25 protein-coding genes are annotated in these 22,697 nt (G+C 40.8%); 18 read left to right on the forward strand and 7 right to left on the reverse strand.

The window, feature by feature from the left end; genetic code table 11:
* From H5200_RS20225 to H5200_RS20245, 5 genes are all read left to right on the forward strand, one after another.
* Positions 1 to 553 (forward strand): superoxide dismutase (locus H5200_RS20225; protein ID WP_182762375.1); only part of this gene is annotated, 553 nt, incomplete at its 5' end.
* Between the two features lie 78 nt (positions 554 to 631).
* On the forward strand, positions 632 to 1,993 hold the full coding sequence (locus H5200_RS20230; RefSeq protein WP_182717822.1) for a DNA-3-methyladenine glycosylase 2 family protein: 1,362 nt from the start codon (positions 632 to 634) through the stop codon (positions 1,991 to 1,993).
* A complete protein-coding gene (locus tag H5200_RS20235; protein WP_182762377.1) occupies positions 1,990 to 2,463 on the forward strand; it encodes a methylated-DNA--[protein]-cysteine S-methyltransferase in 474 nt (157 codons plus the stop codon). The genes H5200_RS20230 and H5200_RS20235 overlap by 4 nt, the downstream gene beginning before the upstream one ends.
* 76 nt (positions 2,464 to 2,539) lie before the next feature.
* On the forward strand, positions 2,540 to 3,391 hold the full coding sequence (locus tag H5200_RS20240; RefSeq protein ID WP_246175464.1) for an amino acid ABC transporter substrate-binding protein: 852 nt from the start codon (positions 2,540 to 2,542) through the stop codon (positions 3,389 to 3,391).
* 88 nt (positions 3,392 to 3,479) lie between these two features.
* The gene (locus H5200_RS20245; RefSeq protein WP_145236208.1) at positions 3,480 to 4,070 is read left to right on the forward strand and encodes a thymidine kinase; all 591 of its coding nucleotides are present in this window, start codon (positions 3,480 to 3,482) and stop codon (positions 4,068 to 4,070) included.
* Here H5200_RS20245 and ltaE read toward each other — a convergent pair.
* Together ltaE and rlmF are read right to left on the reverse strand one after the other, a co-directional pair.
* Positions 4,047 to 5,060 carry a low-specificity L-threonine aldolase gene (gene ltaE, locus H5200_RS20250; RefSeq protein WP_182717824.1) on the reverse strand — a complete coding sequence of 338 codons (1,014 nt, stop codon included), beginning with the start codon at positions 5,058 to 5,060 and terminating at the stop codon, positions 4,047 to 4,049. The genes H5200_RS20245 and ltaE overlap by 24 nt on opposite strands.
* Positions 5,057 to 6,004 (reverse strand): 23S rRNA (adenine(1618)-N(6))-methyltransferase RlmF, encoded by a 948-nt coding sequence (gene rlmF, locus H5200_RS20255; RefSeq protein ID WP_182717825.1) that lies wholly within the window; start codon positions 6,002 to 6,004, stop codon positions 5,057 to 5,059. Before rlmF ends, ltaE begins: the two co-directional genes overlap by 4 nt.
* A gap of 123 nt (positions 6,005 to 6,127) precedes the next feature.
* On the opposite strand from rlmF, the gene H5200_RS20260 reads away from it, so the two are divergent.
* The gene (locus H5200_RS20260; protein ID WP_145236199.1) at positions 6,128 to 7,042 is read left to right on the forward strand and encodes an alpha/beta hydrolase; all 915 of its coding nucleotides are present in this window, start codon (positions 6,128 to 6,130) and stop codon (positions 7,040 to 7,042) included.
* Here the strand turns inward: H5200_RS20260 and H5200_RS20265 are convergent.
* The 3 genes from H5200_RS20265 to H5200_RS20275 form a co-directional block, all read right to left on the reverse strand.
* Positions 6,996 to 8,450: a sulfotransferase gene (locus H5200_RS20265; protein ID WP_182762379.1), complete on the reverse strand. Its 1,455-nt coding sequence runs from the start codon at positions 8,448 to 8,450 to the stop codon at positions 6,996 to 6,998. The genes H5200_RS20260 and H5200_RS20265 overlap by 47 nt on opposite strands.
* A gap of 107 nt (positions 8,451 to 8,557) precedes the next feature.
* Positions 8,558 to 11,206, reverse strand: a complete 2,649-nt coding sequence (locus tag H5200_RS20270) for a TonB-dependent siderophore receptor (protein WP_182762381.1) — start codon at positions 11,204 to 11,206, stop codon at positions 8,558 to 8,560.
* Positions 11,207 to 11,506: 300 nt separating this feature from the next.
* Positions 11,507 to 11,677 (reverse strand): oxidoreductase-like domain-containing protein, encoded by a 171-nt coding sequence (locus H5200_RS20275; protein WP_182730848.1) that lies wholly within the window; start codon positions 11,675 to 11,677, stop codon positions 11,507 to 11,509.
* 162 nt (positions 11,678 to 11,839) lie between these two features.
* Between H5200_RS20275 and H5200_RS20280 the strand changes: the two genes are divergently transcribed.
* Both H5200_RS20280 and H5200_RS20285 read left to right on the forward strand, forming a co-directional pair.
* The gene (locus tag H5200_RS20280; protein ID WP_145236186.1) at positions 11,840 to 12,289 is read left to right on the forward strand and encodes a hypothetical protein; all 450 of its coding nucleotides are present in this window, start codon (positions 11,840 to 11,842) and stop codon (positions 12,287 to 12,289) included.
* Positions 12,290 to 12,383: 94 nt separating this feature from the next.
* On the forward strand, positions 12,384 to 13,745 hold the full coding sequence (locus H5200_RS20285) for a M17 family metallopeptidase (protein ID WP_145236183.1): 1,362 nt from the start codon (positions 12,384 to 12,386) through the stop codon (positions 13,743 to 13,745).
* Positions 13,746 to 13,765: 20 nt separating this feature from the next.
* Here H5200_RS20285 and H5200_RS20290 read toward each other — a convergent pair whose 3' ends face one another.
* Both H5200_RS20290 and H5200_RS20295 read right to left on the reverse strand, forming a co-directional pair.
* Complete coding sequence (locus H5200_RS20290; protein ID WP_145236314.1) at positions 13,766 to 14,152, reverse strand: VOC family protein; 387 nt, start codon at positions 14,150 to 14,152, stop codon at positions 13,766 to 13,768.
* A gap of 55 nt (positions 14,153 to 14,207) precedes the next feature.
* The gene (locus tag H5200_RS20295) at positions 14,208 to 15,284 is read right to left on the reverse strand and encodes a ketoacyl-ACP synthase III (protein WP_182717829.1); all 1,077 of its coding nucleotides are present in this window, start codon (positions 15,282 to 15,284) and stop codon (positions 14,208 to 14,210) included.
* A 153-nt stretch (positions 15,285 to 15,437) separates the two neighbouring features.
* Between H5200_RS20295 and H5200_RS20300 the strand changes: the two genes are divergently transcribed.
* The 10 genes from H5200_RS20300 to H5200_RS20345 all read left to right on the forward strand — a co-directional run.
* The gene (locus H5200_RS20300) at positions 15,438 to 16,751 is read left to right on the forward strand and encodes an amidohydrolase family protein (protein WP_182762383.1); all 1,314 of its coding nucleotides are present in this window, start codon (positions 15,438 to 15,440) and stop codon (positions 16,749 to 16,751) included.
* An 8-nt stretch (positions 16,752 to 16,759) separates the two neighbouring features.
* Positions 16,760 to 17,164: a DUF4440 domain-containing protein gene (locus H5200_RS20305; RefSeq protein WP_145236175.1), complete on the forward strand. Its 405-nt coding sequence runs from the start codon at positions 16,760 to 16,762 to the stop codon at positions 17,162 to 17,164.
* 70 nt (positions 17,165 to 17,234) lie between these two features.
* Positions 17,235 to 18,476: a sensor histidine kinase gene (locus H5200_RS20310; RefSeq protein ID WP_182762387.1), complete on the forward strand. Its 1,242-nt coding sequence runs from the start codon at positions 17,235 to 17,237 to the stop codon at positions 18,474 to 18,476.
* Positions 18,473 to 19,003, forward strand: coding sequence for a response regulator transcription factor (locus H5200_RS20315; protein WP_182717831.1), 531 nt, complete (start codon positions 18,473 to 18,475; stop codon positions 19,001 to 19,003). The genes H5200_RS20310 and H5200_RS20315 overlap by 4 nt, the downstream gene beginning before the upstream one ends.
* 284 nt (positions 19,004 to 19,287) lie before the next feature.
* Positions 19,288 to 19,692, forward strand: a complete 405-nt coding sequence (locus H5200_RS20320) for a DUF1761 domain-containing protein (protein ID WP_145236169.1) — start codon at positions 19,288 to 19,290, stop codon at positions 19,690 to 19,692.
* Between the two features lie 43 nt (positions 19,693 to 19,735).
* A complete protein-coding gene (locus tag H5200_RS20325; RefSeq protein WP_149980101.1) occupies positions 19,736 to 19,987 on the forward strand; it encodes a hypothetical protein in 252 nt (83 codons plus the stop codon).
* 824 nt (positions 19,988 to 20,811) lie between these two features.
* The gene (locus H5200_RS20330) at positions 20,812 to 21,336 is read left to right on the forward strand and encodes a hypothetical protein (protein WP_182717832.1); all 525 of its coding nucleotides are present in this window, start codon (positions 20,812 to 20,814) and stop codon (positions 21,334 to 21,336) included.
* A 132-nt stretch (positions 21,337 to 21,468) separates the two neighbouring features.
* The gene (locus tag H5200_RS20335) at positions 21,469 to 22,083 is read left to right on the forward strand and encodes a hypothetical protein (RefSeq protein ID WP_182717833.1); all 615 of its coding nucleotides are present in this window, start codon (positions 21,469 to 21,471) and stop codon (positions 22,081 to 22,083) included.
* A 105-nt stretch (positions 22,084 to 22,188) separates the two neighbouring features.
* Positions 22,189 to 22,374, forward strand: coding sequence for a transposase family protein (locus tag H5200_RS24495; protein WP_182717838.1), 186 nt, complete (start codon positions 22,189 to 22,191; stop codon positions 22,372 to 22,374).
* 51 nt (positions 22,375 to 22,425) lie between these two features.
* Positions 22,426 to 22,697 (forward strand): ISAs1 family transposase (locus tag H5200_RS20345; protein ID WP_259399247.1); only part of this gene is annotated, 272 nt, incomplete at its 3' end.

The raw sequence follows: 22,697 nt of genomic DNA on the forward strand, positions 1-22,697 counted from the left end.
GATCCACCATACTTTGCATCATCAAACATATATCAATAAAGCCAATGCGGCACTTGAAAATACCCAGTATAGTGATACTGATGTACATGAGTTACTCGCAAAGATTGACACGTTGCCAACTGAGCTGCAAAAAGTAGTGCAAGAGCATGGTGGCGGACATGCAAACCATTCATTGTTTTGGACAGTAATGAGCCCCAATGGTGGGGATCAGCCAAAAGGGAGCTTATTAGATGCGATCACAGAGCAGCTTGGCGGCTTTGATAACTTTAAAGAGTCATTTACAGCGGCAGCTGTTAGTCGCTTCGGCAGTGGCTGGGCGTGGCTAAGTGTTAATAAAGATAACCAGCTTGTGGTGGAAAGTAGTTTAAATCAAGATAGTCCATTAATGCACGGCAACACGCCGATTTTAGGTTTAGATGTGTGGGAGCACGCCTATTATCTGAAATACCAAAACCGCCGCCCGGAGTATATCGCAGCATTTTATAATGTTATTAATTGGGCTGAAGTTGAGCGTCGTTATTTAGCTGCTACCAGTAAATCAATCAGCGAATAAAGGTTGAGTGCCGAAAATGGCTAGTAAACTGTGTTTTTTCACGTACTCTATTAGCAGATGTATAGTTAAGAGCACCTTATGGATACTAGCCATTGGCAACTTGCCAGACAAAGCCGCGACCATCGTTTTGATGGACTCTTTTTCATCGGTGTTAAAAGCACCGGTATTTATTGTCGGCCAATTTGTCCTGCCCCTACTGCAAAAGAGCAAAACGTAGAGTACTTTCAATATGCGCACAATGCTGCCCAGGCTGGATTTCGCCCGTGCATTCGTTGTCGTCCAGATAGCGCCCCTGGAAGTAGCGCATGGCAAGGAACAAAAACCACAGCGCTGCGAGCCAAACAGCTGATAGACAGTGACTTAACAACGCAACATAGCTGTGAACAGTTAGCTGAGCGACTCGGCGTGAGTAGCCGCTATTTAAGGCAGTTATTTCAGCAACATTTTGGTATCTCAGTAACTCAGTATCGGTTATTTAATCAATGTCATTTTGCTAAAAAACTGCTGCAAGAAACTAATTTATCGGTATCTCAAGTTGCTTTTGCAGCGGGCTTTAATAGTATTCGTCGCTTTAATGATGCGTTTTTACAGCAGTTACATATTTGCCCGTCAAAAATGCGTGGTGAGCGCAGCACAACACGTGCGATGTTGACGCTTAAATTACCTTTTCGGCCCCCTTATAATTGGACTGCGTTACAGCAATTTTTAGCTAAGCGGTTAATTTCACCTCTTGAGTGGCTTGGCGAGACATATTATGGTCGCAGCTTTAAAAATCAGCATTGCCAAGGTCAGTTTACGGCTGAGTTTGTAGAGCACAAACATCACTTTTTAGTCAGCATTGATATTGATCAGCCGCGCTTTTTACAGCCTATTTTAAGTGAAATTCGCAGGGTGCTCGATTTAGATGCCGATACTGCGCAAATCGAACAACACCTAGCAACTCAACTTCAAGGGGCAATTGTGTTAACCCAAGGATTGCGGTTACCGGGTATTTGGTCGGTATTTGAGGCTGGTATTCGTGCGGTACTTGGCCAACAAGTAAGTGTAACTGCCGCGCATAACTTAGTGACTCAGCTGGTGGATGAACTGGGCGAACAAGATGGCGAGCGAGTGTATTTTCCAACCCCTGAGGTAGTGGCAAACAGTGAGCTGGCATTTTTTAAAATGCCTCAAGCGAGAAAGAATGCGCTGCGTAATTTAGCGCAGTTTTGCGCCGATAACCCTGATTGTCATCAGCTTGATCAATGGCTGCCACTCAAAGGGATTGGACCTTGGACAGTAAACTATGCAAAATTACGCGGCCAAAGTCAGCCCGATATTTTATTAGCGGGAGATTTAGGCGTAAAGAAAGCCCAAGCGGGGGCAAAACCATTTAATGATGAGATGTGCGCGCCATTTCGCTCCTATTTAACCTTTCAACTATGGCAGCAGCTAACATGACTATTATCCAAACCCGCATACCCAGCCCAATTGATGAGATTATTATTCAAGGTAACCAACACGGGGTCAGTTATGTGGGCTTTTATCCAGTTATAGAGTGCTCAGAAACCCCATTTTCAGATGTTGAGCAGCCACATATTTTAAATTGTGCTGCGCAGCTTAATGACTACTTTGCAGGCAAGCGAACAACCTTTGATGTCACTCTAGCCACCCATGGCACTGCTTTTCAACAAGCGGTATGGCAAGCGCTCACCGCGGTGCCATTTGGACAAACACAGAGTTATTCAGATATTGCTCATGCACTCAATAATCCCAAGGCAGTTCGCGCAGTGGGGACTGCTAATGGTAAAAACCCAATCAGTATTATTGTGCCGTGTCACCGTATTATTGGTGCCAATGGTAAATTGACCGGCTATGCGGGTGGGCTAGAGCGCAAGCAGTGGTTACTTGAGCACGAAGGGATCATCTAAATTTTTTGGTTTAGTTACTAAACAATTCATTTTTTCGGTCTACACTTTAGATGAAACGTCTAGGGAGCAAGATAAAATGAAACAAAATAAACGTGTTAGGGATAATTTATTGGCGTTATTGGTACTCAGTAGCGGGTGTAGTTTGCTATCAACAGCGGCAATTGCTAACTCAACTGAACTAATTTTTTGTTATGAAGATAAAACTGTCGCGCCGATGTTTTTAGCGCAAAGCAATGAAATGTTAGGTACTCAACCAGAAGCATCGCTAGAAATCCTACAAAATCTAGATAATACACTTTCACAACTGTCTATTCGTTATCAGCGTAAAGCTTGGCTAAGTTGTTTAAATGATCTGCGTACAAATAAAGTGAATGCGGTTATTGCTACCTATCGACCTGAGCGAACTGAATTTGCCCAATACCCAATGGATGGAACTCAGCAACTGGATCCGCGTTTTGCAGTGAGTGAATTTGGCAGTTGTCTCATCGGCGGAAAAAAATTTCACCAGCAATGGCAAAGCCGCGAAGTATTTCAGACCAGGGCTTTTACATTAGCTATTGCGAACGGTTATGACTTAGGCAAGGTATTACATCAAGAGCCTTTTTTTGTTCAACATACTTCCTCAGTCGAAAAAGCCGTTGAGTTGATCGACCGTGGAGTCGTTGATGCTACGCTTGACGTGTGCCAAGTTGGCGATCGGAAAGTATCAAACTTCCGGTATAAAACAGCCCAAGTACAAGCCATTTATCCTCCACTTGAAAAAGCCCAAGGCTATTTGCTTTTCTCTAAGCAGTTTTATCAACAGCATAAGGCGCTTAGTCAACGTATTTGGCAAACCATCGCTGCACAAGATAATGCCAAGCTGTATGTTGAATATTTAGATAAAACTAATCACGAAGCTAGGGTCGTCAGTAGCAGGCACCGTTGAGTTATAGTTCTATAACACGGGTAAAAAAGGTGATGTTCAATCAAGATTAAGGTAGCATTAGCGCACTTTTTTCAGGGTAGGCATTTTCATGGCTCAGCTGTACTTTTATTATTCTGCAATGAACGCAGGTAAATCTACCACGCTTTTACAATCGGCATTTAACTATCGCGAACGCGGCATGGAGCCCGTTATTTTAACGGCTGCATTGGATGATCGTGCTGGTGTTGGTAAGGTATCTTCTCGAATTGGTTTACAAGCTGATGCACATATTTTTGATGCTGACAAAGATGTTTTTGAACTGATCAAACAGCTTAATAGTGAACAAAAACGTCATTGTGTGCTGGTGGATGAATGTCAATTTTTATCACGTCAGCAAGTAATGCAACTGACCGATGTGGTGGATGAATTAGGCATTCCGGTGTTGTGCTATGGCTTGCGTAATGACTTTAGAGGCGAGTTATTTAGCGGCTCGCAGTACTTACTAGCGTGGGCTGATAAACTGGTTGAACTTAAAACGGTGTGTCATTGCGGTCGCAAAGCGAACCATGTATTGCGTACGGATGAGCAAGGCAAAGCGATTGCCGATGGTAATCAAGTGGAAATTGGCGGCAACGACCGTTATGTGTCGGTGTGCCGCAAACACTATAAAGCTGCGTTAAACATGCAGCGCCGAAGTTAACGCTGCTATAAATTGATCAATATCGGCTCGAGTGATCTGTAAATGAGTTACTAAACGCAAAGTTTTGCTTGGGCTGAATACTATCCCTTGTGCTTTTAGTTGCTGTGCAATGGCATTAATATCAACACTATCAGCAACATTTGCATAGACCATATTGGTTGTATCGCGCGACAAGTCAACGTTAAAGCCTTCAATGGCACTGAGCTGCTGCGCTAAGTAACGCGCATTGCTGTGATCGTCGGCTAAACGGCTAACATTGTGCTCAAGTGCATAGTGGCCAGCGGCTGCCAGCATACCAGCTTGGCGCATAGCGCCGCCAAGTACTTTACGCCAACGCCTTGCTTTATTGATCAGTTCAACAGAGCCAAGTAGTAATGAGCCTACTGGTGCGCCTAAGCCTTTTGATAAGCAAATAGACACGGAGTCAAAGTGTTTAGTTATCTCGGTAATATCTACCCTAAGCGCAACCGCAGCGTTATAAACGCGAGCACCATCCAAATGCAGTGCTAATTGATGGCTGTGAGTGAACTCACGCGCTTGGGCTAAATAACTTAATGGCAGCACTTTACCGCCAATGGTGTTTTCTAAACTGAGTAAGCGGGTATTAGCAAAGTGAAAGTCTTTGGGTTTGATAGCGGCGCGTATTTTGTCAAAGCAGAGGCTGCCATCATTTTCATTCTCGATAGGTTGCGGTTGGATTGATCCAAGCACTGCCGCGCCACCGCCTTCAAATTTATAATTGTGTGCATTTTGCCCGCAAATATATTCATCACCACGTTCGCAATGAGCCATTAACGCTAATAAGTTTGCTTGGGTGCCGGAGCTACAAAACAATGCACTGGCAAAGCCATGACGCTGTGCTGCAACGCTTTCTAATTTATTAATACTGGGATCATCACCATATACATCATCACCTAAAGGGGCATTGAACATAATTTCGCGCATTTTAGCGCAGGGCTTAGTGACAGTATCAGAACGAAAATCAATCATGATATCTCCGGTTGTGTAAATTGCTGGCTGATCTCTTGGCGAGTTTGTTGATCAAAATAACTCCACGCAATAAAGCGACTCACTTTTTGCCCTTGCGCCATTTCAATGATTTTAACTTCAGCCACAGGGTGTGTTTTTAATTGTGCTTGTAACGTGGCTAAGTTTTCTTTTTTTGAAACTAAAGAGGTAAACCACATACACTGCTCAGCAAATAGGGCACTTTCATCGATCATGGTACAAATGAATTGCGCTTCGCCACCTTCACACCAAAGCTCATTATGTTGCCCGCCAAAATTTAAAGCCGATTTAGGGGCTTTGCCTAAGTTTTTCCATTTCCGCTCGCTACTTTGAGCTGCTTGTTGTTCACTGGCATGAAAAGGAGGGTTACACAATGTAATATGAAAAAGCTCTTTTGCATTTATTACCCCCTGAAAAATATGCTGCGACTGCTTTTGTAGCTTGACGGTAATTTTGCGATTATTAAATTGTACGATTTGTTTGGCTAATTTTACAGCGCTCGGATCTATATCTGAGCCTGTGACGCTCCAGTTATATTCATGGCTTGCTAGTAACGGGTAAATTATGTTCGCACCAGTACCTATATCCAGCACTTTAACTTGTCTGCCTTGAGGTATAACGCCTTGATTATCGTTTGCTAGTAAATCGGCCAAGTAGTGAATGTAATCAACGCGTCCTGGAATCGGTGGGCAAAGGTTGTGTTCAGGTATATCCCAAAAATCAACGTTATAGTACGCTTGCAAAAGTGCTTGATTAAGCGTTTTTACTGCTTTGTTATCACTAAAATCAATACTTTTAGTACCATTGGGAGTAAGCACGATATATGGTTTTAAAGTGGGCACTTGAATACTTAGGTAGTCTAAATCATAGCCTTCGTTATGGCGATTTCGAGGGTGTAGTTTTGATTTTAATGGTGTTGATTTCATAACAAATAATTAGCTTAACAAACAAAAAAATTATTTTACCAGAGAAACACATTGACGTGTGATCTTGTTTAAATTACTGGTAGGATGAGTTGCGGTTCATAACAATGACAACAAGGAACTGAAATGGCGATCGTACAAGAATCAGTATTTATTAAACTAACTGAGCTACAAACATTACATTTGCGCCGCATAGCAGATAACAGCAAAGCCGCTGGGCCAGCTGTGTTGTTTATGCATGGTGCTGTTGAAAATGGCAAAATATTTTATACGCATTCGAATAAGGGTTTAGCCCCTTTTTTAGCTGAGCAAGGATATGTGTGTTATGTGGCTGATCTACGAGGTCGTGGTGACAGCAAACCGGCTATCTCAAAGCATGCTCACTATGGCCAAACCGAAGCTATTATTGAAGATATTCCCGCTTTTATTGCTAAAATTACCGAGCGTGAAGGTAGACCACCAGCGTATTGGGTAGCCCATTCGTGGGGTGGTGTATTAATGAACAGTGTGTTTGCGCGTTTCCCACAGTATATCAATGATGTAAAAGCATGTGCTTACTTTGGTACTAAACGCTCGCTTTATAATCATCATCCACAAAAATACCTTCAAGGAAATTTGATTTGGTATTTTTTAGCGCCAATACTGGCTAAAAAACATGGTTATTTACCCGCCAAAAGACTCAAGTGGGGCAGTGATGATGAAACTAAAAAGTCGCATTATCAAAGTATGCAATGGGCTAAACGTAAACCATGGTTAGATAGCGACGACGGGTTTGATTACGCGCAAGCTGTGGCTGGCTTAAGTTTGCCACCGACCTTACACATAGGGGGGGTGAAAGACAAAGCGCTTGCACAACAAATTGATATTGAAAAATTTATTGCCGAGTCAGGTACTGGTATTCAACACCTGCAAATGTACGGGAAAAAACACGGCCATCAATATGATTACGATCATATTAATATGTTAACGCACGCCAGTGCTAAAGCAGATCAATTTAAGGATCTAGTGACGTGGTTTGAGCGTCATTCAGCAACGCCCTGAGTGGCGTTTCAAAACGTTTCCAGTGTTCTATTGCACGGTTATGTAGCGGTTTTCGTACTGCGGCTTTGCTAAGCGTGGTAACTGGTTTTTTTGATTTATAAAAGTCTAAACATTGTGCTTCAAATGCGGTACCTAAAAATGTAAATACGCTTTTTAACGTATCGCGCGGCTCGCTGATCAGTTGCTCATAATGAACATCTAAGATAGCCGAAGGTATTGCTTGTTGCCAATGCGTCATCAAACCTTGGTATAAATCATAGTAACGTTTAAATTCAGGTAATGAGCAAAAATAAGGTTCATTTTCTGCAAAGTAATTACTATAAACGGACCAAGCTGTGGCATTAAAATCGCGCTGCAAGTTAATAAACTTAACATTTGGAAACAATAAATAGATAAGCCCTAACGATTGATAATTCGCGGGCAATTTGTTGATCATAAACGCGCGAATAGGTTTAGCTTGTTTTAACCGTGCGGTATAAAGAGCCCGCGCTTGCTCAATCAGTTGCGGTGTTAGTGCGCTAATACATTCAGGGTAGGGCAACTTGGTTTGTTGCTCTATGAATGCAACAATTTGCGAGCTAATACAGCGATCTTCCCCAAGGCTTGCAAATTCACTATGTGAAGCTAACATTTGTTCTAATAATGTTGAGCCACTGCGTGGCATGCCAATAATAAAAACGGGCGTAACAGTACCAGTAAATCCAGGCTTGATAGTGGCAAATAAACTTTTTGGATTATAACGCATAATACTTTGATAAAACGGCGTTAATTGTTCAGTGTTGAAGCTACTCAATTGCAGCTGCAATTTATTGGCTAGTTTATAATAATTTACAGCTTGTTCTATATCATTGAGTTGATCATAACTTTTTGCCAAGGCGTAACAACAAACCATTTTTAAACGTAAATTATTGGTTTGTGTGAGTAAATGATGCAAGTTACTGATGTAGTTATGCTGTTGATCAAAGCGGCCAAGTTGTACCAGTTCAAATAAAATATAAGCAGTGACAGGATATAAACCAATACTTAGTGCTTGTGCAAAGGTGGTGTGTGCTTTATCTAATTCGCCATGGGTTAAATAATGTTGTGCGAGATAATAGTGTGGCTCTGGGTTATGACTAGCAATGCTTTTTGCGTACTCCAGTACTGTTAATGCATCATTTGGCGAATTAACGCCATTAAATGCATCCGCTAACGCGTGCAGTGGCTCCAACATATTAGGCAGACGTTCACAGCTTCTTTGTAATAAATAAACCGCAGCATCAAAGCGCTCTAAGCGCAGGGCAATACGGCCCAAACCAAATAGCGCTTCGCCATTTTGGGGATCACTTTCAAGCAAGGTTTTATAGTGAAACTCCGCTTCTTGGAGTTTGTTTTCGGCAAGTAGTTGGTTAGCTTTTTTTAGCAACATGCATCACTTTTTTTATTTTTTAGTTACTAGATTTATTATTTGGGTATAGCACGAAAAAGGCGAAATGTCTTGAGCATTTCGCCTATCTTTTCAATGCTTAGCTACGTTTAAAAAGTATACGTTGCTTTGACATAATAGAAACCACCGTTAATACCATATGGCGAAGTTTCATAGTATTTACCACCCCAGTTATTATTAGGTGCCACGGTAAAATCAAGTTTCTCTGCTTCTTGGTCGAGCAGGTTTTGTGCGCCGACTGAGAAACTAATCGAATCATTCAAAAAGTAAGTTACTTCAGCGTCGAGCGTAATTGCTGCATCTGCCGTTTTTGCTGTTTCGTCATAATCTACATGCACACCCTGGTATTCACCAAAATAATTTGCACGAGTAAACATTGAGAAACTTTCCCATTGTTGTGACCAACTAAGCGTACCACGGTGGTTTGGTAAGTCGTTCTCTAAACGGCTTACTTTAAACGGCCCAGTAATATCAGTTGAACGGGTAACCTCAGTTTCATTCCAGTTGTAGGCTAAACTAAATGTTGAGCTACCGCCGAGTAAATCTGTGGCATAGTTTGCTACAAAGTCTATACCTTGAGTGGTGGTGTCAAAGTCATTAGTAAAGAAGCTTACTTGCGCTAAGCTTTGCACGTTTGGCACACCAGCGGCTTCAAGCGTATCTTTATCAGCTTGGCTCAGCTCGATTTTTTCAGATTGACTAATACGGTCATCAACTTGAATATTATAATAATCAATAGTTAGGAATACTTCACCGATGGTGTATACCGCGCCAAAGGTATAACTTTGCGACTCTTCAGGCTCAAGCTCTGTACCGCCTAACTGTACCGCAATTGGATTGGTCGGTGGTAGTAAAGCAGAGTCGACCAATACGCCACTGCTTAGGTTTGTTTGCACGTTACTGACATTGGCTTGACCAACAGTCGGTGCGCGAAAGCCGGAGCTGATTGAACCACGCACGTTTAAATCATCGGTTAAGTGATATTGAGCCATTAATTTATAATTAACCGTAGAGCCAAAGGTATCATAATCTTCATAACGCAGCGCTAGACCCATTAAAAACTCTTCGGTAAATGGGGCTTCAATATCGACATAAGCGGCGTAGTTGCGACGAGTATATTCACCAGCGTCAGATGGTTTAAAGCCAGGGAAACCATTTGAACCGATACCAAAACCTTGATCCGTTAGTGGGCCTGCTGTAAATGATGCTACATCGCCAGAGGTAACTGTAAATGTTTCCTCGTGCCATTCAAGGCCACCGGCTATGTTCACATCGTATGCTAGATCAAAATCAAAGCCTTTTGATAAATCAAAATTAAAGTTTTTCTCTAATTGTGAGTATTTACCTGGGCTAAAATCACGCGGACTATCAGGGCCTAATGATGCATTAACAGTATCGTAAATAAAGTAACGAGATTCATTAAAGCCGACCGTACCGCTTAAATCGTAGTACGCACCTTCTAACATACCACCAGTGAACTCGCCTTTAGTACCTATCGTAAGCGAAGTATCTGTGATGTTGCCACCAAAGTTAGGTGTAAAACCACCAGGCAATGTTTGGTTAAAGGCAAAGCAATTTGCAGCACTTAGAGAATCTATAGCAGCTTGATCTGGTGCGCCATTGGCTTGCAGTTCGACAAGAGGACAGTTTATTTGCTGATCATATCCATCCAGTGAAGCGACTAACACTGTTGGAGTTGCATCATCCCACAGTTTTTGACCCGCTGGATTATCATCACCAGGGCGACGCATATTTGTACCATTAACATCACGAATTGTTCCGCCATAAACACCAGGACGAGTTGTTGGATTACGATAATAAAAACCACCGCGTACATCACGCTCTGAATAGTTACCAAACATGTAAAATTCGGAGTTTTTAGTCAGCTCAAGGCCGACATTACCAAAAATAGAGATATCGTCATCAACTTCTGGTGCGCCCCATATTTGTGTAATCGGGGCAATGTCAGGAACACCAGCCTCAATTAAGTTTGCTGCATCAAAACGTTGCACTGAACGACTAGTTGCGTCAGCCGTTTTGTATTGGAAACTTAAATTTGCGAAGCCATTGTCGGTAAATGGTAGACCAATGTTACCGGAAATCTGTGTTGTATCACCGTCGCCTTCATAGTACTGACCTTGGCGTACTTCGAAACTGCCGCCTTCTGAGGCATCTTTTAGTACAAAGTTGATAACCCCAGCAATCGCATCTGAGCCGTACTGAGCGGCTGCGCCATCTCTTAGTACTTCAACTTGTTTTAGAGCGATACTTGGAATAACTGAAATGTCCGCACCTTGTGCGCCATCGTTTATGCCGCCACCTAAAAAGGCAATAACAGAGGCACGATGACGACGTTTACCATTGAGTAATATCAATGTACTGTCAGAAGGTAAGCCACGTAAGTTAGCTGGACGAACCAAAGATGCTGCGTCACTAATAGGCATTGAATGCACGTTTAATGATGGAATTGAGCCTTTTAATAGCTCGAGCATATCCGTATTACCTGATTTACCAAGTTCTTCACCACCGATGATATCGATAGGTACCGGTGAATCACCAATAGAACGCGGTGCAGAGCGAGTACCCACTACGGCTATTTTTTCTACATTTTTATTTACTTTAGTTACTTCAGCTTGTTCATCTGCAGCTAAGGCAGTCCCCGAAATAAATAAGCCTGCGGTGGTTGTCGTTAATGCAATTTTAACTGCATGATTTAATATGTTATTTCTAAATTTCATTCTAATTTCCCCAGTTAGAATTATTGTAATTTCGTAACTATATGATTTTTAAAAAGCCAAATAGTCTATTAAAGTTATACAACTTGTTAAATAATTGTGCAAGGTGTTAAATGATTTGGTTTTTTTTGGTTTTTCTATAGAGGAAATTAGAGGTTTACATACCTATATGAAAAGTAATGATATTTTGAAAAGGGAAATTAGAAATAAAGTAATAAGTGGGATTTTTTTATAAGTAAATGAAATAGTAATTTTATAAATAAATCTTTAGACTAAGTAAAATTCAATAAAGTTCAATAATTATTAATGATCAGTTTGTTCAGGATTTTGTTGTCGCCAAACTTTTAACGCTTCTCGGTATTCATCCCAAACACATGGGCAACAACTGCCACCACCGCAGCACTGATCAGCAGCCGGTCTGGTTGGTTTTGTGTCGTCAACTCGGTATGGTATATCGGCTGTGTTTTGCGGCATTTTATTCATTATTTACAGATTTAATAGCATGGGCTGTTTATTGGCCCGTGATTATACTTAATCATGGCTTTTTTGCTAGTTGAGAAATGATGTTGATCTGTTAATCGGTGATTGTATTAAATTATGCTTTGTGAAGCGTTAAGGCTATGTGAGAATAGCGTTATGCGACTATATAAAGTTATTCATCGTGCCCCAATTCGAGTGGCAAAAATTAGTACAAAACGCCAACAGTTGCGTTTTAAGCGCGCTATGGTAGCACTTAAAATTGCACTGGCGCAGGAAAAGCAAGAAACCAAAGAAATGCTCACAATTTATCGTCGCTACACCCAAGGAGATGTGAGTAAAGAGGATCTGCAAAAAGCGAATGCCCAGTTTGTTGATATTCTCAAAGGATTGGGTTTAGGTGTTTTTGCTGTTTTACCTTTTGCACCTGTGACTATTCCACTGGTTGTTAAGTTGGGTCAATGGGTTGGAGTTGATGTACTGCCAAGTTCATTTAATATAAATAAATCACTTAAAGATATTGACCAGCAGATCGCTGATGAAGAGCAGCAACACCACCACGCTGAAAAAACGGCAAAATCAGACGTAAAACCACCTGTAAAAAAATAATGCCATGCAGTTTAAAGGATAGTCTTTGTGCTATACCTTTTATGCTGAGTTATTGATATGCTTGATCATCATATAATTTTAAACGAGTCATTTAATGAGTACATTAATTCGTCATAGTTCTACGGGTATTCCTTTATCTTTTATTGTTAAAAATGACTTAGCTACATGGCAAGCACAGCAGCCAATTTTTTTACAAAACTGGCTAAATAGCTGTGATTTTGCAAAACAAGGTTTAGCCTTGGTGGTCAATCCACAAAGTGGAGCGCTAAGTCAGGTGTATTGTTTAGTTAATAGCGTTGATGACTTTTGGCTCGCGGGTGAATTAGCCAGCAAACTGCCAGCAGGAATTTACCAAGTTCAAGAGTGTGAACAACAATTAGAACAGATTGCTCTGGGTTTTATACTTGGTGGTTATGAATTTAGCGAATATAAAGCCAAAGGTGCTGTAAAAGCACAATTAGCAATTGCCGATGAAGCATTGTTTGCGCGTATTACACGCCAAGCAAATGCGATTAACTTAGTTAGAGATCTAGTTAATACTCCCGCCGTAGACATGATGCCACAGCACTTATCACAAGTGATGGCTGATTTAGCACACACTTACAATGGTCAATTCAATGAATGGATAGGGGATGAATTATTAGAACAAAACTATCCAACTATCCACATGGTAGGCCGCGCCAGTGAAAATAAACCGCGTTTACTTGATTTACACTGGGGCGCTGCAGATGCTCCTTTGATCACCTTAGTCGGCAAAGGTGTTTGTTTTGATTCTGGTGGTTTAGATCTTAAACCAAGCTCAGGTATGCGCAATATGAAAAAAGACATGGGCGGCGCAGCTCATGTAATTGGTTTAGCGCAGTTAATTATGGCGGCAAATTTACCAATTCGTTTACGCGTGTTGGTACCCGCTGTTGAGAATGCGGTATCGCGCAATGCATTTCGCCCTGGCGATGTAATTAAAACACGTAAAGGCATTATGGTCGAAATCGATAACACCGACGCAGAGGGGCGTTTAGTGTTATGTGATGCACTCACGGAAGCACAAAATGACAATCCTGAGTTGATCATTGATTTTGCAACCTTAACCGGTGCTTGTCGTATTGCGTTAGGCACTGAGTTACCAGGGTTTTTCTCAACTGAGCGTGATGTTGCCAATGGCATTATTGACGCCGGTATTGCAGTAAGCGACCCCGTTTGGCAATTACCGCTTTTTGAACAATATAAAAGTTTATTAAAAAGTGATGTTGCTGATATGGCTAACTGTGCAAGTACCCCATTCGGCGGCGCAATTACTGCCGCACTTTATTTAAAAGAATTTGTAGAGCCAACCACACCATGGGTACATTTTGATGTAATGGCATGGAATATCCGCTCATTACCTGGTCGTCCAGTCGGTGGTGAAGCACTCGGTATTCGTGCCGTATTTAACTACTTACAAAGTCGTTTTAAATAAATTTATTGAGCTTTGTGAGGTTATGCCTCATAAAGCTCAAGCGGTAACCCATCAGGATCTGCAAAAAAGGTAAATTGTTTACCTGTGTATTCATCAGTTCGAATCTCTTCTACTGCCACACCTTGGCTTTGCAAATACACTTTACTTTGCTCAATATTGGCCACTTTAAATGCTAAATGTCGTAAACCTTGTGCTTCTGGGTAACTAGGTCGCTTTGGTGCATTATCAAATGAAAATAGCTCTATTTGGCTACCATCAGGCAAGGCTAAATCTAATTTGTATGAATGGCGATGTTGGCGAAAATGCTCTGCAATTATCGGCAGCTGTAAGATCTGATGATAAAAATGTTTTGAGCGGGTGTAATCGCTGCATATAATAGCAGCGTGGTGAATTCCTAGCAATTGCATCATTTTTAGCTATCTGTGGTAAATGGCGCAGTATAGCTGCGCCATATTGAGTATGTTATTGATCACTGCCTTTGCAAGCTGCTACTGCGGGGGCCACTAACTCTAAACCGGTTTTATCACACGGTGGTAGTGCTGCATCGCTAACGCTGATTGGCGTGACGCGTTCGCCCCATTTTATGTAACTAGCAGCCCAAGTTAATCCGGCACCAAATGCTGCAGACATGATATTAGCATGTGGTTTAATTAATCCTTGCTCAACAGCTTCGCATAATGCGATTGCAATAGTTGCTGCCGATGTATTGCCGTATTCGCCAATGTTAACCATTACTTTTTCATCTGGCACTTTTAAGCGATGTTGAATGGCTTGAATGATACGTAAATTTGCTTGGTGTGGCACAAGTACATCGATATCATCAAGGCTCAAATTTGCTTGTGTGAGCACATCGTCACAGGCTTCACTCATGCCCTTTACTGCGCGTTTAAAGATTTCGCGACCTTCAAATAATAAATCAGATGGCCCAATAGGCACATATTTATTTAAGTCACTACCAAAGTTAGTGATATGCAAGATATCACGGTCTTCGCTATCACAGCCTGTTTTTGTCGCGAGTAAACCCGCTGGCGTGTCTGCTGCTTCAAGTACTACGGCACCGGCGCCATCACCAAATAACACCGCACTGTCACGGCGATCCCAGTTTACATACCAGGTCATACGTTCAGCAGCAATTACTACAGCTTTTTTGATCATACCGGCTTGAATTTGTGCAGTCGCTGCTTGTATTGCATATAAAAAACCAGAGCAAGCTGCATTGGTGTCCATAGCGGCAGCGCCAACTGCACCAATGTTTTTTTGTACTAACGAAGCTGTGTTTGCCACCATAGTAGAGGGCGTACATGTTGCTAATAACACTAAGTCGATGTCTTTAGCATTAATGCCAGCACAGGCTATTGCATGTTTAGCTGCTACAGTGGCAAGCTCTGCAGTACTAACGTGGCTTACTCTACGGGCTTTTATACCAGTGCGGGATGTGATCCATTCATCATTGGTATCAACTAATTGGCTAATTTCATCGTTGCTAATACGCGCTGGTGGGATACATTTACCCCAACCCGTTATGTGTGCGTAGGTCATAGTGTGCTCTCTTTAAGTGGTCAGACATGTGTCATCTATGTTTGATTTATACCAAAAATCCAGTTCTAAGACTAGTTTATAACTTAGCTTACGTCGTAAATAGTGGTAATTAAACGTAATTTAGGCTAATGGTAGTAGAAAAATGAGGTAAACATGAAACAAAAATTAATTACTATCTTGGCTGCATTGGGTACGACGGTATATTCTGCGGCGAGTTTTGCAACACAAACTCAGGTTATTTACGCAGGATCAATGTTAGCAGGTGCTGAACAAATACTAGAAAAGCAACGCACTATTGTTATAGAAGACGCTATCATCACGCGCATCGAAAAAGGCTATGTGAGTGTTATTGATCTAGCATTGCCCGATGCAAAGATCATTGATTTAAAAAATCAATTTGTTATGCCTGGATTAATTGATATGCACGTACATGTTACTTTTGAGCGTGACGCAAGTGCTAATCCACATCGCTGGCTAACAGAATATGAGGCTGATTATGCGCTGCGCTCAGTTAAATATTTGCAGCGCACTCTTGCTGCGGGTTTTACCTCCGTGCGTGATTTAGGTAGTAGCTATAAAGTGATCTTTCCACTACAGCGTGCCGTTGAGCGTGGAGATATTCAAGGGCCACGTATTTTTGCTGCCGGAGATACAATTACCCCAACAGGCGGGCATGCTGATCTGCACGGTTACCGTAAAGATATTAGTGATGTGATAAGTGGAGGGTTAGGGGTGTGTGATGGTGCTGATGATTGTCGCCGCGCGGTTCGTGAAGTAATTAAATCAGGTGCTGATGTAATTAAAATTACCGCAACGGGTGGGGTGTTAAGTAATACCGCAGCGGGTGTCAATCAGCAGTTCACAGATCAAGAGTTGATGGCGATTGTTGATACTGCACATAACTTAGGGCGCAGCGTAACAGCCCATGCTCATGGTACATCAGGGATCAAAGCGGCATTACGTGCAGGTGTTGATTCAATTGAACATGGCTCTTACCTAGACAAAGAGACTGTAAAGTTATTTAAGCAATACAACGCTTATTTAGTGCCCACGTTATTGGCAGGCCAAACGGTCAGTCAAGAAGTTCTCAGTAACCCAAATATGCCAACAGCTATTGCTGATAAAGTACGCACCGTTGTACCAAATGTTGCAGCTTCATTTAAGCTGGCATTAAAAAACAATGTTAATATTGCTTTTGGTACAGATTCTGGCGTATCACGCCATGGTAATAATGCTGATGAGTTTTTATGGTTAGTTAAATATGGCATGACTGAAAAACAGGCTATTATGTCAGCAACAGTTAATGCCGCTAAGTTACTCGGCCAACAAGACCGACTAGGGCAGTTGAGTGTTGGTAAACAAGCAGATATCATCAGCGTTAATGGCTCTCCTCTTGATGATATAACGACATTGCAAAATGTACAATTTGTGATGAAAGCAGGGCAAATATATAAACACCAATTGTAGGATACAGTATGGGCAGCAAAATCAAGGCATCATTGTTTAATCATTTGATTGACGCTGAGCGCCAGTTATTAGATCCTGAGATCCGTCAATCTGAGCAGGCATTGGATGCTTTGCTCGATGATGATTTTATTGAAATTGCCGCTAATGGTACTGTATTTAATAAATATCAAGTATTAACGCGGTTACCTACCGAAGTCGTGCCGCAGTTTTACAATCAGCATTTTAAAGGCCGAATGCTTAGTGATGATATTGCCCAACTAAGTTATCAAGCGGCATATCGGCGCTCTGCGCGCGCTGAGTTTAACTATTCGTTACGGATGTCGCTATGGCGATTAACCGAAGGCCAGTGGAAAATGGTGTTTCATCAAGGAACGCCGTGTGCTGTGTTTAGTATCTCTATGGATGATGATTAGGTTAACCTTCTTTAATTAAGCATTTTTTATTAGGTATTTTTTTGTTAGGTAATTATGTATGGCGTTTTTAATGCGCACTGATCCTGCGATTAGCCGTTTACTGATGTTACGCAGTGGTGCAATTGCAATTCAACTATTGGCCGTTGTTGCAGTCTATTTTTTACTTGAGCACCAAATCCCTTTATTGCCTCTACTGGTAGTGATCTCCTTTGAAGCCGTATTCCAAATTTTAAGCGTGATTGCTTATCGTAATGTCAGTAAAGCGAAAGAACTTGGGATGTTAATGCAGCTTACGGCCGATGTGCTTTTTTTATCGGTATTGCTGTCTTTGAGTGGTGGTGCGACCAATGCATTTGTGTCGTTACTGTTGTTACCAATAATGATTGCTGCGGTGAGTGTCAGTGCTCGCGGCTTAGCTTATATTGCTGTATTAGCGATCACCGCCTATAGCGTGCTGCTATTTAAAATGCCTCAGCACAGCATGCATCATATGCAAATGACCAGTCACTTTGTGGGTATGTGGGTTAACTTTGTGATCAGTGCTAGCGTTATAGCATTCGTTATCGGCACTATGAACCGTGCACTGCATTCGCGAGAGCGCACAATTGCAACTGTGCGAGAAAAACAATTACGAGCAGAGCAGTTAGTCACGCTTGATGGTGCTGCGGCACAAATTACTCATCAATTAGCCAGCCCAATCGCCAATTTACAATTATTGTATGAAGAGCTTCTTGAAGAGCAGCCCGATAATGAGATTGTGAAAGACATGCAGCAGCCCTTGTTGCAATGCGCACAGCAGTTAAAACAGTTTCGTACCCTGTCATCTGAACTACGCACACAAACGGTTGCAGCGACTGTATCGTTAAACGCATTAGCTCAACAAATTAGCGATACAATGCTATTACAGTATCCCGATCAACAGCTTAATTGGCTAAATGCAGCGCCTGCTAGCTCGGTTACTAATGATGCTATGTTACTGCCAGCGATATTAAACTTGTTGCAAAATGCTGCTTTTGCCAATCAACAGGCACAGCAACAAACACTGGAATTGAACTGGCAACAGACTCCAGATAACCCTAAAACAGTGAGTTTAGTTATACGTGATTTTGGTAAAGGATTTAGCGCAGCACAATTGGCAGAGTTAGGGGGTCAGTTAATGCCTAGTGAAACGGGGATGGGGCTAGCAGTTATGCTTTCAAATGTAACATTTGAGCGTTTACAAGGCTCTTTAACATTATTTAATCACCCACAAGGTGGCGCGGTTGCCAAAGTACAATTAACCATTGATGAGCCACAAGTTGAGCCTGTATGAAGCTATTAATTATTGAAGATGATATTAATCTTGCCAATACGTTAGCGCGGCGCTTAACCAAACACGGTTTCGCATGTCAGCTGGCACATAATAAAGCCGAGGCTATCGGTGTAGCTAAAAACTTCGCACCGACACATATTCTGTTAGATATGAAATTAGCTGACGATAACGGTTTAGCTCTTATCGCACCACTGAGAGCCTTACTAACAGACGCACATATTGTATTATTAACAGGCTATGCCAGTATTGCCACAGCGGTAGAGGCTATGCGCCTAGGTGCAAATGATTATTTAACAAAACCCGTTGATATGCTCACGTTATTACGAGCCTTAACAGGCACATGCGAGCCAACTACTGAGTTAATTGCAGATGATATTGTAACTATGTCGCCAGAGCGTCTTGAGTGGGAACATATTCAGCAAGTGCTGCATACCAATCAAGGCAATATTTCAGCAACTGCTCGGCAACTTAATATGCATCGGCGGACTTTACAGCGTAAGCTACAAAAAAAACCAGTTCAGCAGTAAATCCTAGCGCAATAGTGAGCGTTATTTCGGATCACGGTTTCCGGTTTAGTAATGCTCAGTAAGTTTATTGTTGCCTTTTAGGTAATAAGTTTTACCCGGTCAACTAAGTAATACAGTCGCCTGTAGTCACTTGAAATGAAGCTCAGGTTACTTTAGTGCATTTATATTTGGGCACCAGCCACGCATCATAGATAGTTTTGCAGTTTAGATAGTTGCTGCAATGGCGTTCATTAACTACAGTAAAAATATCATTGTATTTTTTGCAATCAGCATAAGTAGTCATTATGGATTTATCACAACTGGATTTTGTAGCCGTATTATTAGCTGCCATGTCTTCTTTTATGTTAGGAGGCGTTTGGTATTCACCTTGGTTGTTTCAACGAGCCTGGTTAGAAGGCTGTGGATTAACGGAGCTGGATTTAAAAGCAACAAATCCAAAATGGGTATTTGGTGGCGGTTTTGTTTTATCTTTATTTATCGCTTTTGGCTTATCACTGTTTTTAGGACCACATCCACATTTAGGGGTTGCGGTAGGCGTTGGCTTTGCGGTTGGACTATGTTGGGTAAGCAGTGCCTTAGGAATGAGCTATATTTATGAACAACGACCACTAAAGCTGTTTTTAATCAATAGCGGTTACCATATTTTACAGTTTACTTTAATGGGCTTAATCTTTGGACTTTGGCCATAAGCTGTTAATCTATTCGCGTGTTTGTAGTAAAAGTAACAAAATAATGGCAAAACCGAATAAAAAAGGCCCTACTAAAACGGTCGATATTTTTTGTAGTCAATGTAAAGCTCCCCTATTCAAATATCGTAAAGGCGGCAAAGGGGCATTGGTTAAATGTTTTATCGAACGGATCAGTCAAGATTTCACCACAATTCCTTGCGTATGCCCCAACTGCTCACGCCCTTTTGCTCGAGAAGCAATTATCCGAGGCGCACCCGCGTATAAAATGATCGGCGGCAAAGTTACGTTTAAGTAGTCATTTAATTTGAGCGTATATTCATATTTCATTCATTTAATCATCTTTTAGTCTGATTGTTCCTGTATCTGATTTAACTATAAATAAACCATAACTCTTTAATTTAATACGACTTTAAATAGTAATTGCACAGTTTTTTATGATATTGATGGTATCCGAGGTTGGTCTACTTCGGAAATTGAAACAATAGGAGCTGCATTTTTGAGAGGGTTTAAGAAGTACAGCGCAAAGGTACACGGAGCTGCGTATGCAATTGAGCATCGTCTAGATTCATTTTCTATAGATGCACTCGGAGCTTCTTACGAAGTTGGATATGGGGTAATGTATATGCAAGGAACAAAGAAAACATACTCTAGTTATGTCGCGTTTTGTAAATAGTTTTAGAATCAATAAGGAATAAAAATGATTAAAAAAGTAATTTTTATTTTTATTATATTTCAATTTTTATTGGTGATTAGTTTAAATCACCACTATGGGATAGCCATAGCGTTAACCACTTGTGTTTTTTATATTTTTCGTTCTAAATCCAATTTCTTTTCTTTGAGCTTTCTTTTTGAAGATGTAAAAGAAAATGCATTTACTTTACTATGTGTGTTTTCAATAGTTGCATTGACAATTTGCCAAATCTCTTATAGTTCAAATGATTGGGGGTTGTTGACAATAATAGTACCATTGTCGTTATTGTTTTATTTCTTCCTTACACTTTTTAGTTATACTGCTGATTGTATATATAAAATATTCGGAAAGTTTTTTAGAGGGAAGTAAGTGCTCGTAAAGTAAAATAGGAAGGCACAAATTTTTCGATAGTGCATCAAGGAAATATAATGTCAAAATATAGATTTTTAACTTTATTATTTTTAATAGTTAATTCACAGGTATGCTTTTCAAATGCGATTGAAAAACCACCTAAAGCTATTGAAGCCGTAGTATATACTATTTGCGATTTGGTATATTGCAATACGAGTGTTGTTTTAAGAAATAATACGGCATTTGAAATTAAAGTAATTTCAAATTATTTCGATGAAACTCATTTTACTGAGCATGCTTTTAAGTTTTATAGAGCAAAAGACGTGTATGCAACGAGTAACCCGTTTGACAACCCATTATCGTTTAAAAATGTAGAGTTTTCGCCACTTGAAGGAGATGTAATATTTAAACCTCTTGAAGTCAAAACTTACACTACGCTAATAAAAAGAGATAGATTGAATTTTGAAAAAGGCATTGAGTACGTTGTTTTTTCGGTAGTTATGGATGCGCAATATGTGATAGATAAAAAAAAGTCAAGATTCATTTCATTGCTTAGTAAGTTAGGAATAGTTGATGATTTACTTACCTTGCCTGATGATTAAACTAACAGAAAAGTAAATAGAGTCACCCTTTAGTAACAAAGTGAATAGGGTCAGGTCTTTCTTTTTGTCTTTATGTAATTAGTGGCAAAAAACAAGATCTGACCCCGATAGTTATAAACCAGAGGAGAAATCATGGTGGTCGCGATAGGTCCGACGATTCTAGCTATTGCAAGTGTTGTTAGTACTAGTAATTTGCATGTTAGCTGTGGAGAAAGCGTTCTAAATAACCAGCATAAGCTAATGGTAATGAAGAAATTAAATGGCGCAAGGGGCAAATTCCATTTTAAATGTGGTGATACAATATTTGTAGAAGAGCCTTCGAATACTGATGGCATTTGCTACAAAAAACATTATGGCGTGGTTGGCGGATATAAAGTTGAGCCCTATGTTGCCACATTGGAAGTCGCTGTGACTAATCAAAGTTGTAACTTTGATGGAGCCATCCGTTTAGAGCCTACCGTTGCTATAGAAGATTATGGGGTTATCTGGAGGTTTATGGAAGAGTTGAGAAATAACAAAGAGAACGCCATTAAAAAAAGGGTGAATATGTTTGACTGGTTTTTTGACAGTCAATTAAATAAATTCACCAGTATTCCTGGCGCTGTTTCAATGAGTCCAGTAGTAACAGGCTTATTTGAAAAGAATGCATACTCTATAAAAGTTTATATAAATTCTCAATTGTGGAAAGCTAATATTCATTTGAAAGATAATAAAGTTGAAGTTACCTCCATATATTCAGTAGAGTAAAAAATAATGGGGTCAGGTCTCAGGGTAAGATCACGAACTTTATCTTGACTTAAAAGTATGATCTTATACTCCTTTTTAAGGAGCCCCCATGCCTGAGATTCAACTATTCAACTATTTAAATATTTCGAATCAATTGATGACCCTCGCCAGCAGGGGAAAGTTGTCAATAAACTACTTGATATCATATTCTTAGCTGTCAGCGCTGTCATATCTGGGTGCCAAGGTTGGGAAGATATTGAAGATTTTGGCCATGATAGATTAGATTGGCTCAGGAAGTACGTTCCTCTTTAGCAAGGTATCCCTCGCCATGACACAATCGCTCGTGTGATGAGTCGCATTGATATGACGCAGTTTCAAGATTCTTTTTCTTCTTGGATGAAAGACTGTTCTAAATTAACTCAGGGCGATGTAGTTGCGATTGATGGTAAGCGATTGAAAGGTTCATTTAATCAGTCAGATAGGCGCGATGCACTTTATATGGTCAGTGCATTTGCGTGCGAAAATGGTGTTGTTTTGGCGCAATGCCCTGTTGATAAAAAGTCGAATGAAATAACAGCGTTACCAGAGCTTCTTGAATTACTGGAGATAAAAGGCTGCTTAGTCACGATTGACGC

This window comes from Pseudoalteromonas sp. SG43-7 (genome assembly GCF_014164295.1).
In the GTDB taxonomy this organism is placed as follows: domain Bacteria; phylum Pseudomonadota; class Gammaproteobacteria; order Enterobacterales; family Alteromonadaceae; genus Pseudoalteromonas; species Pseudoalteromonas rhizosphaerae.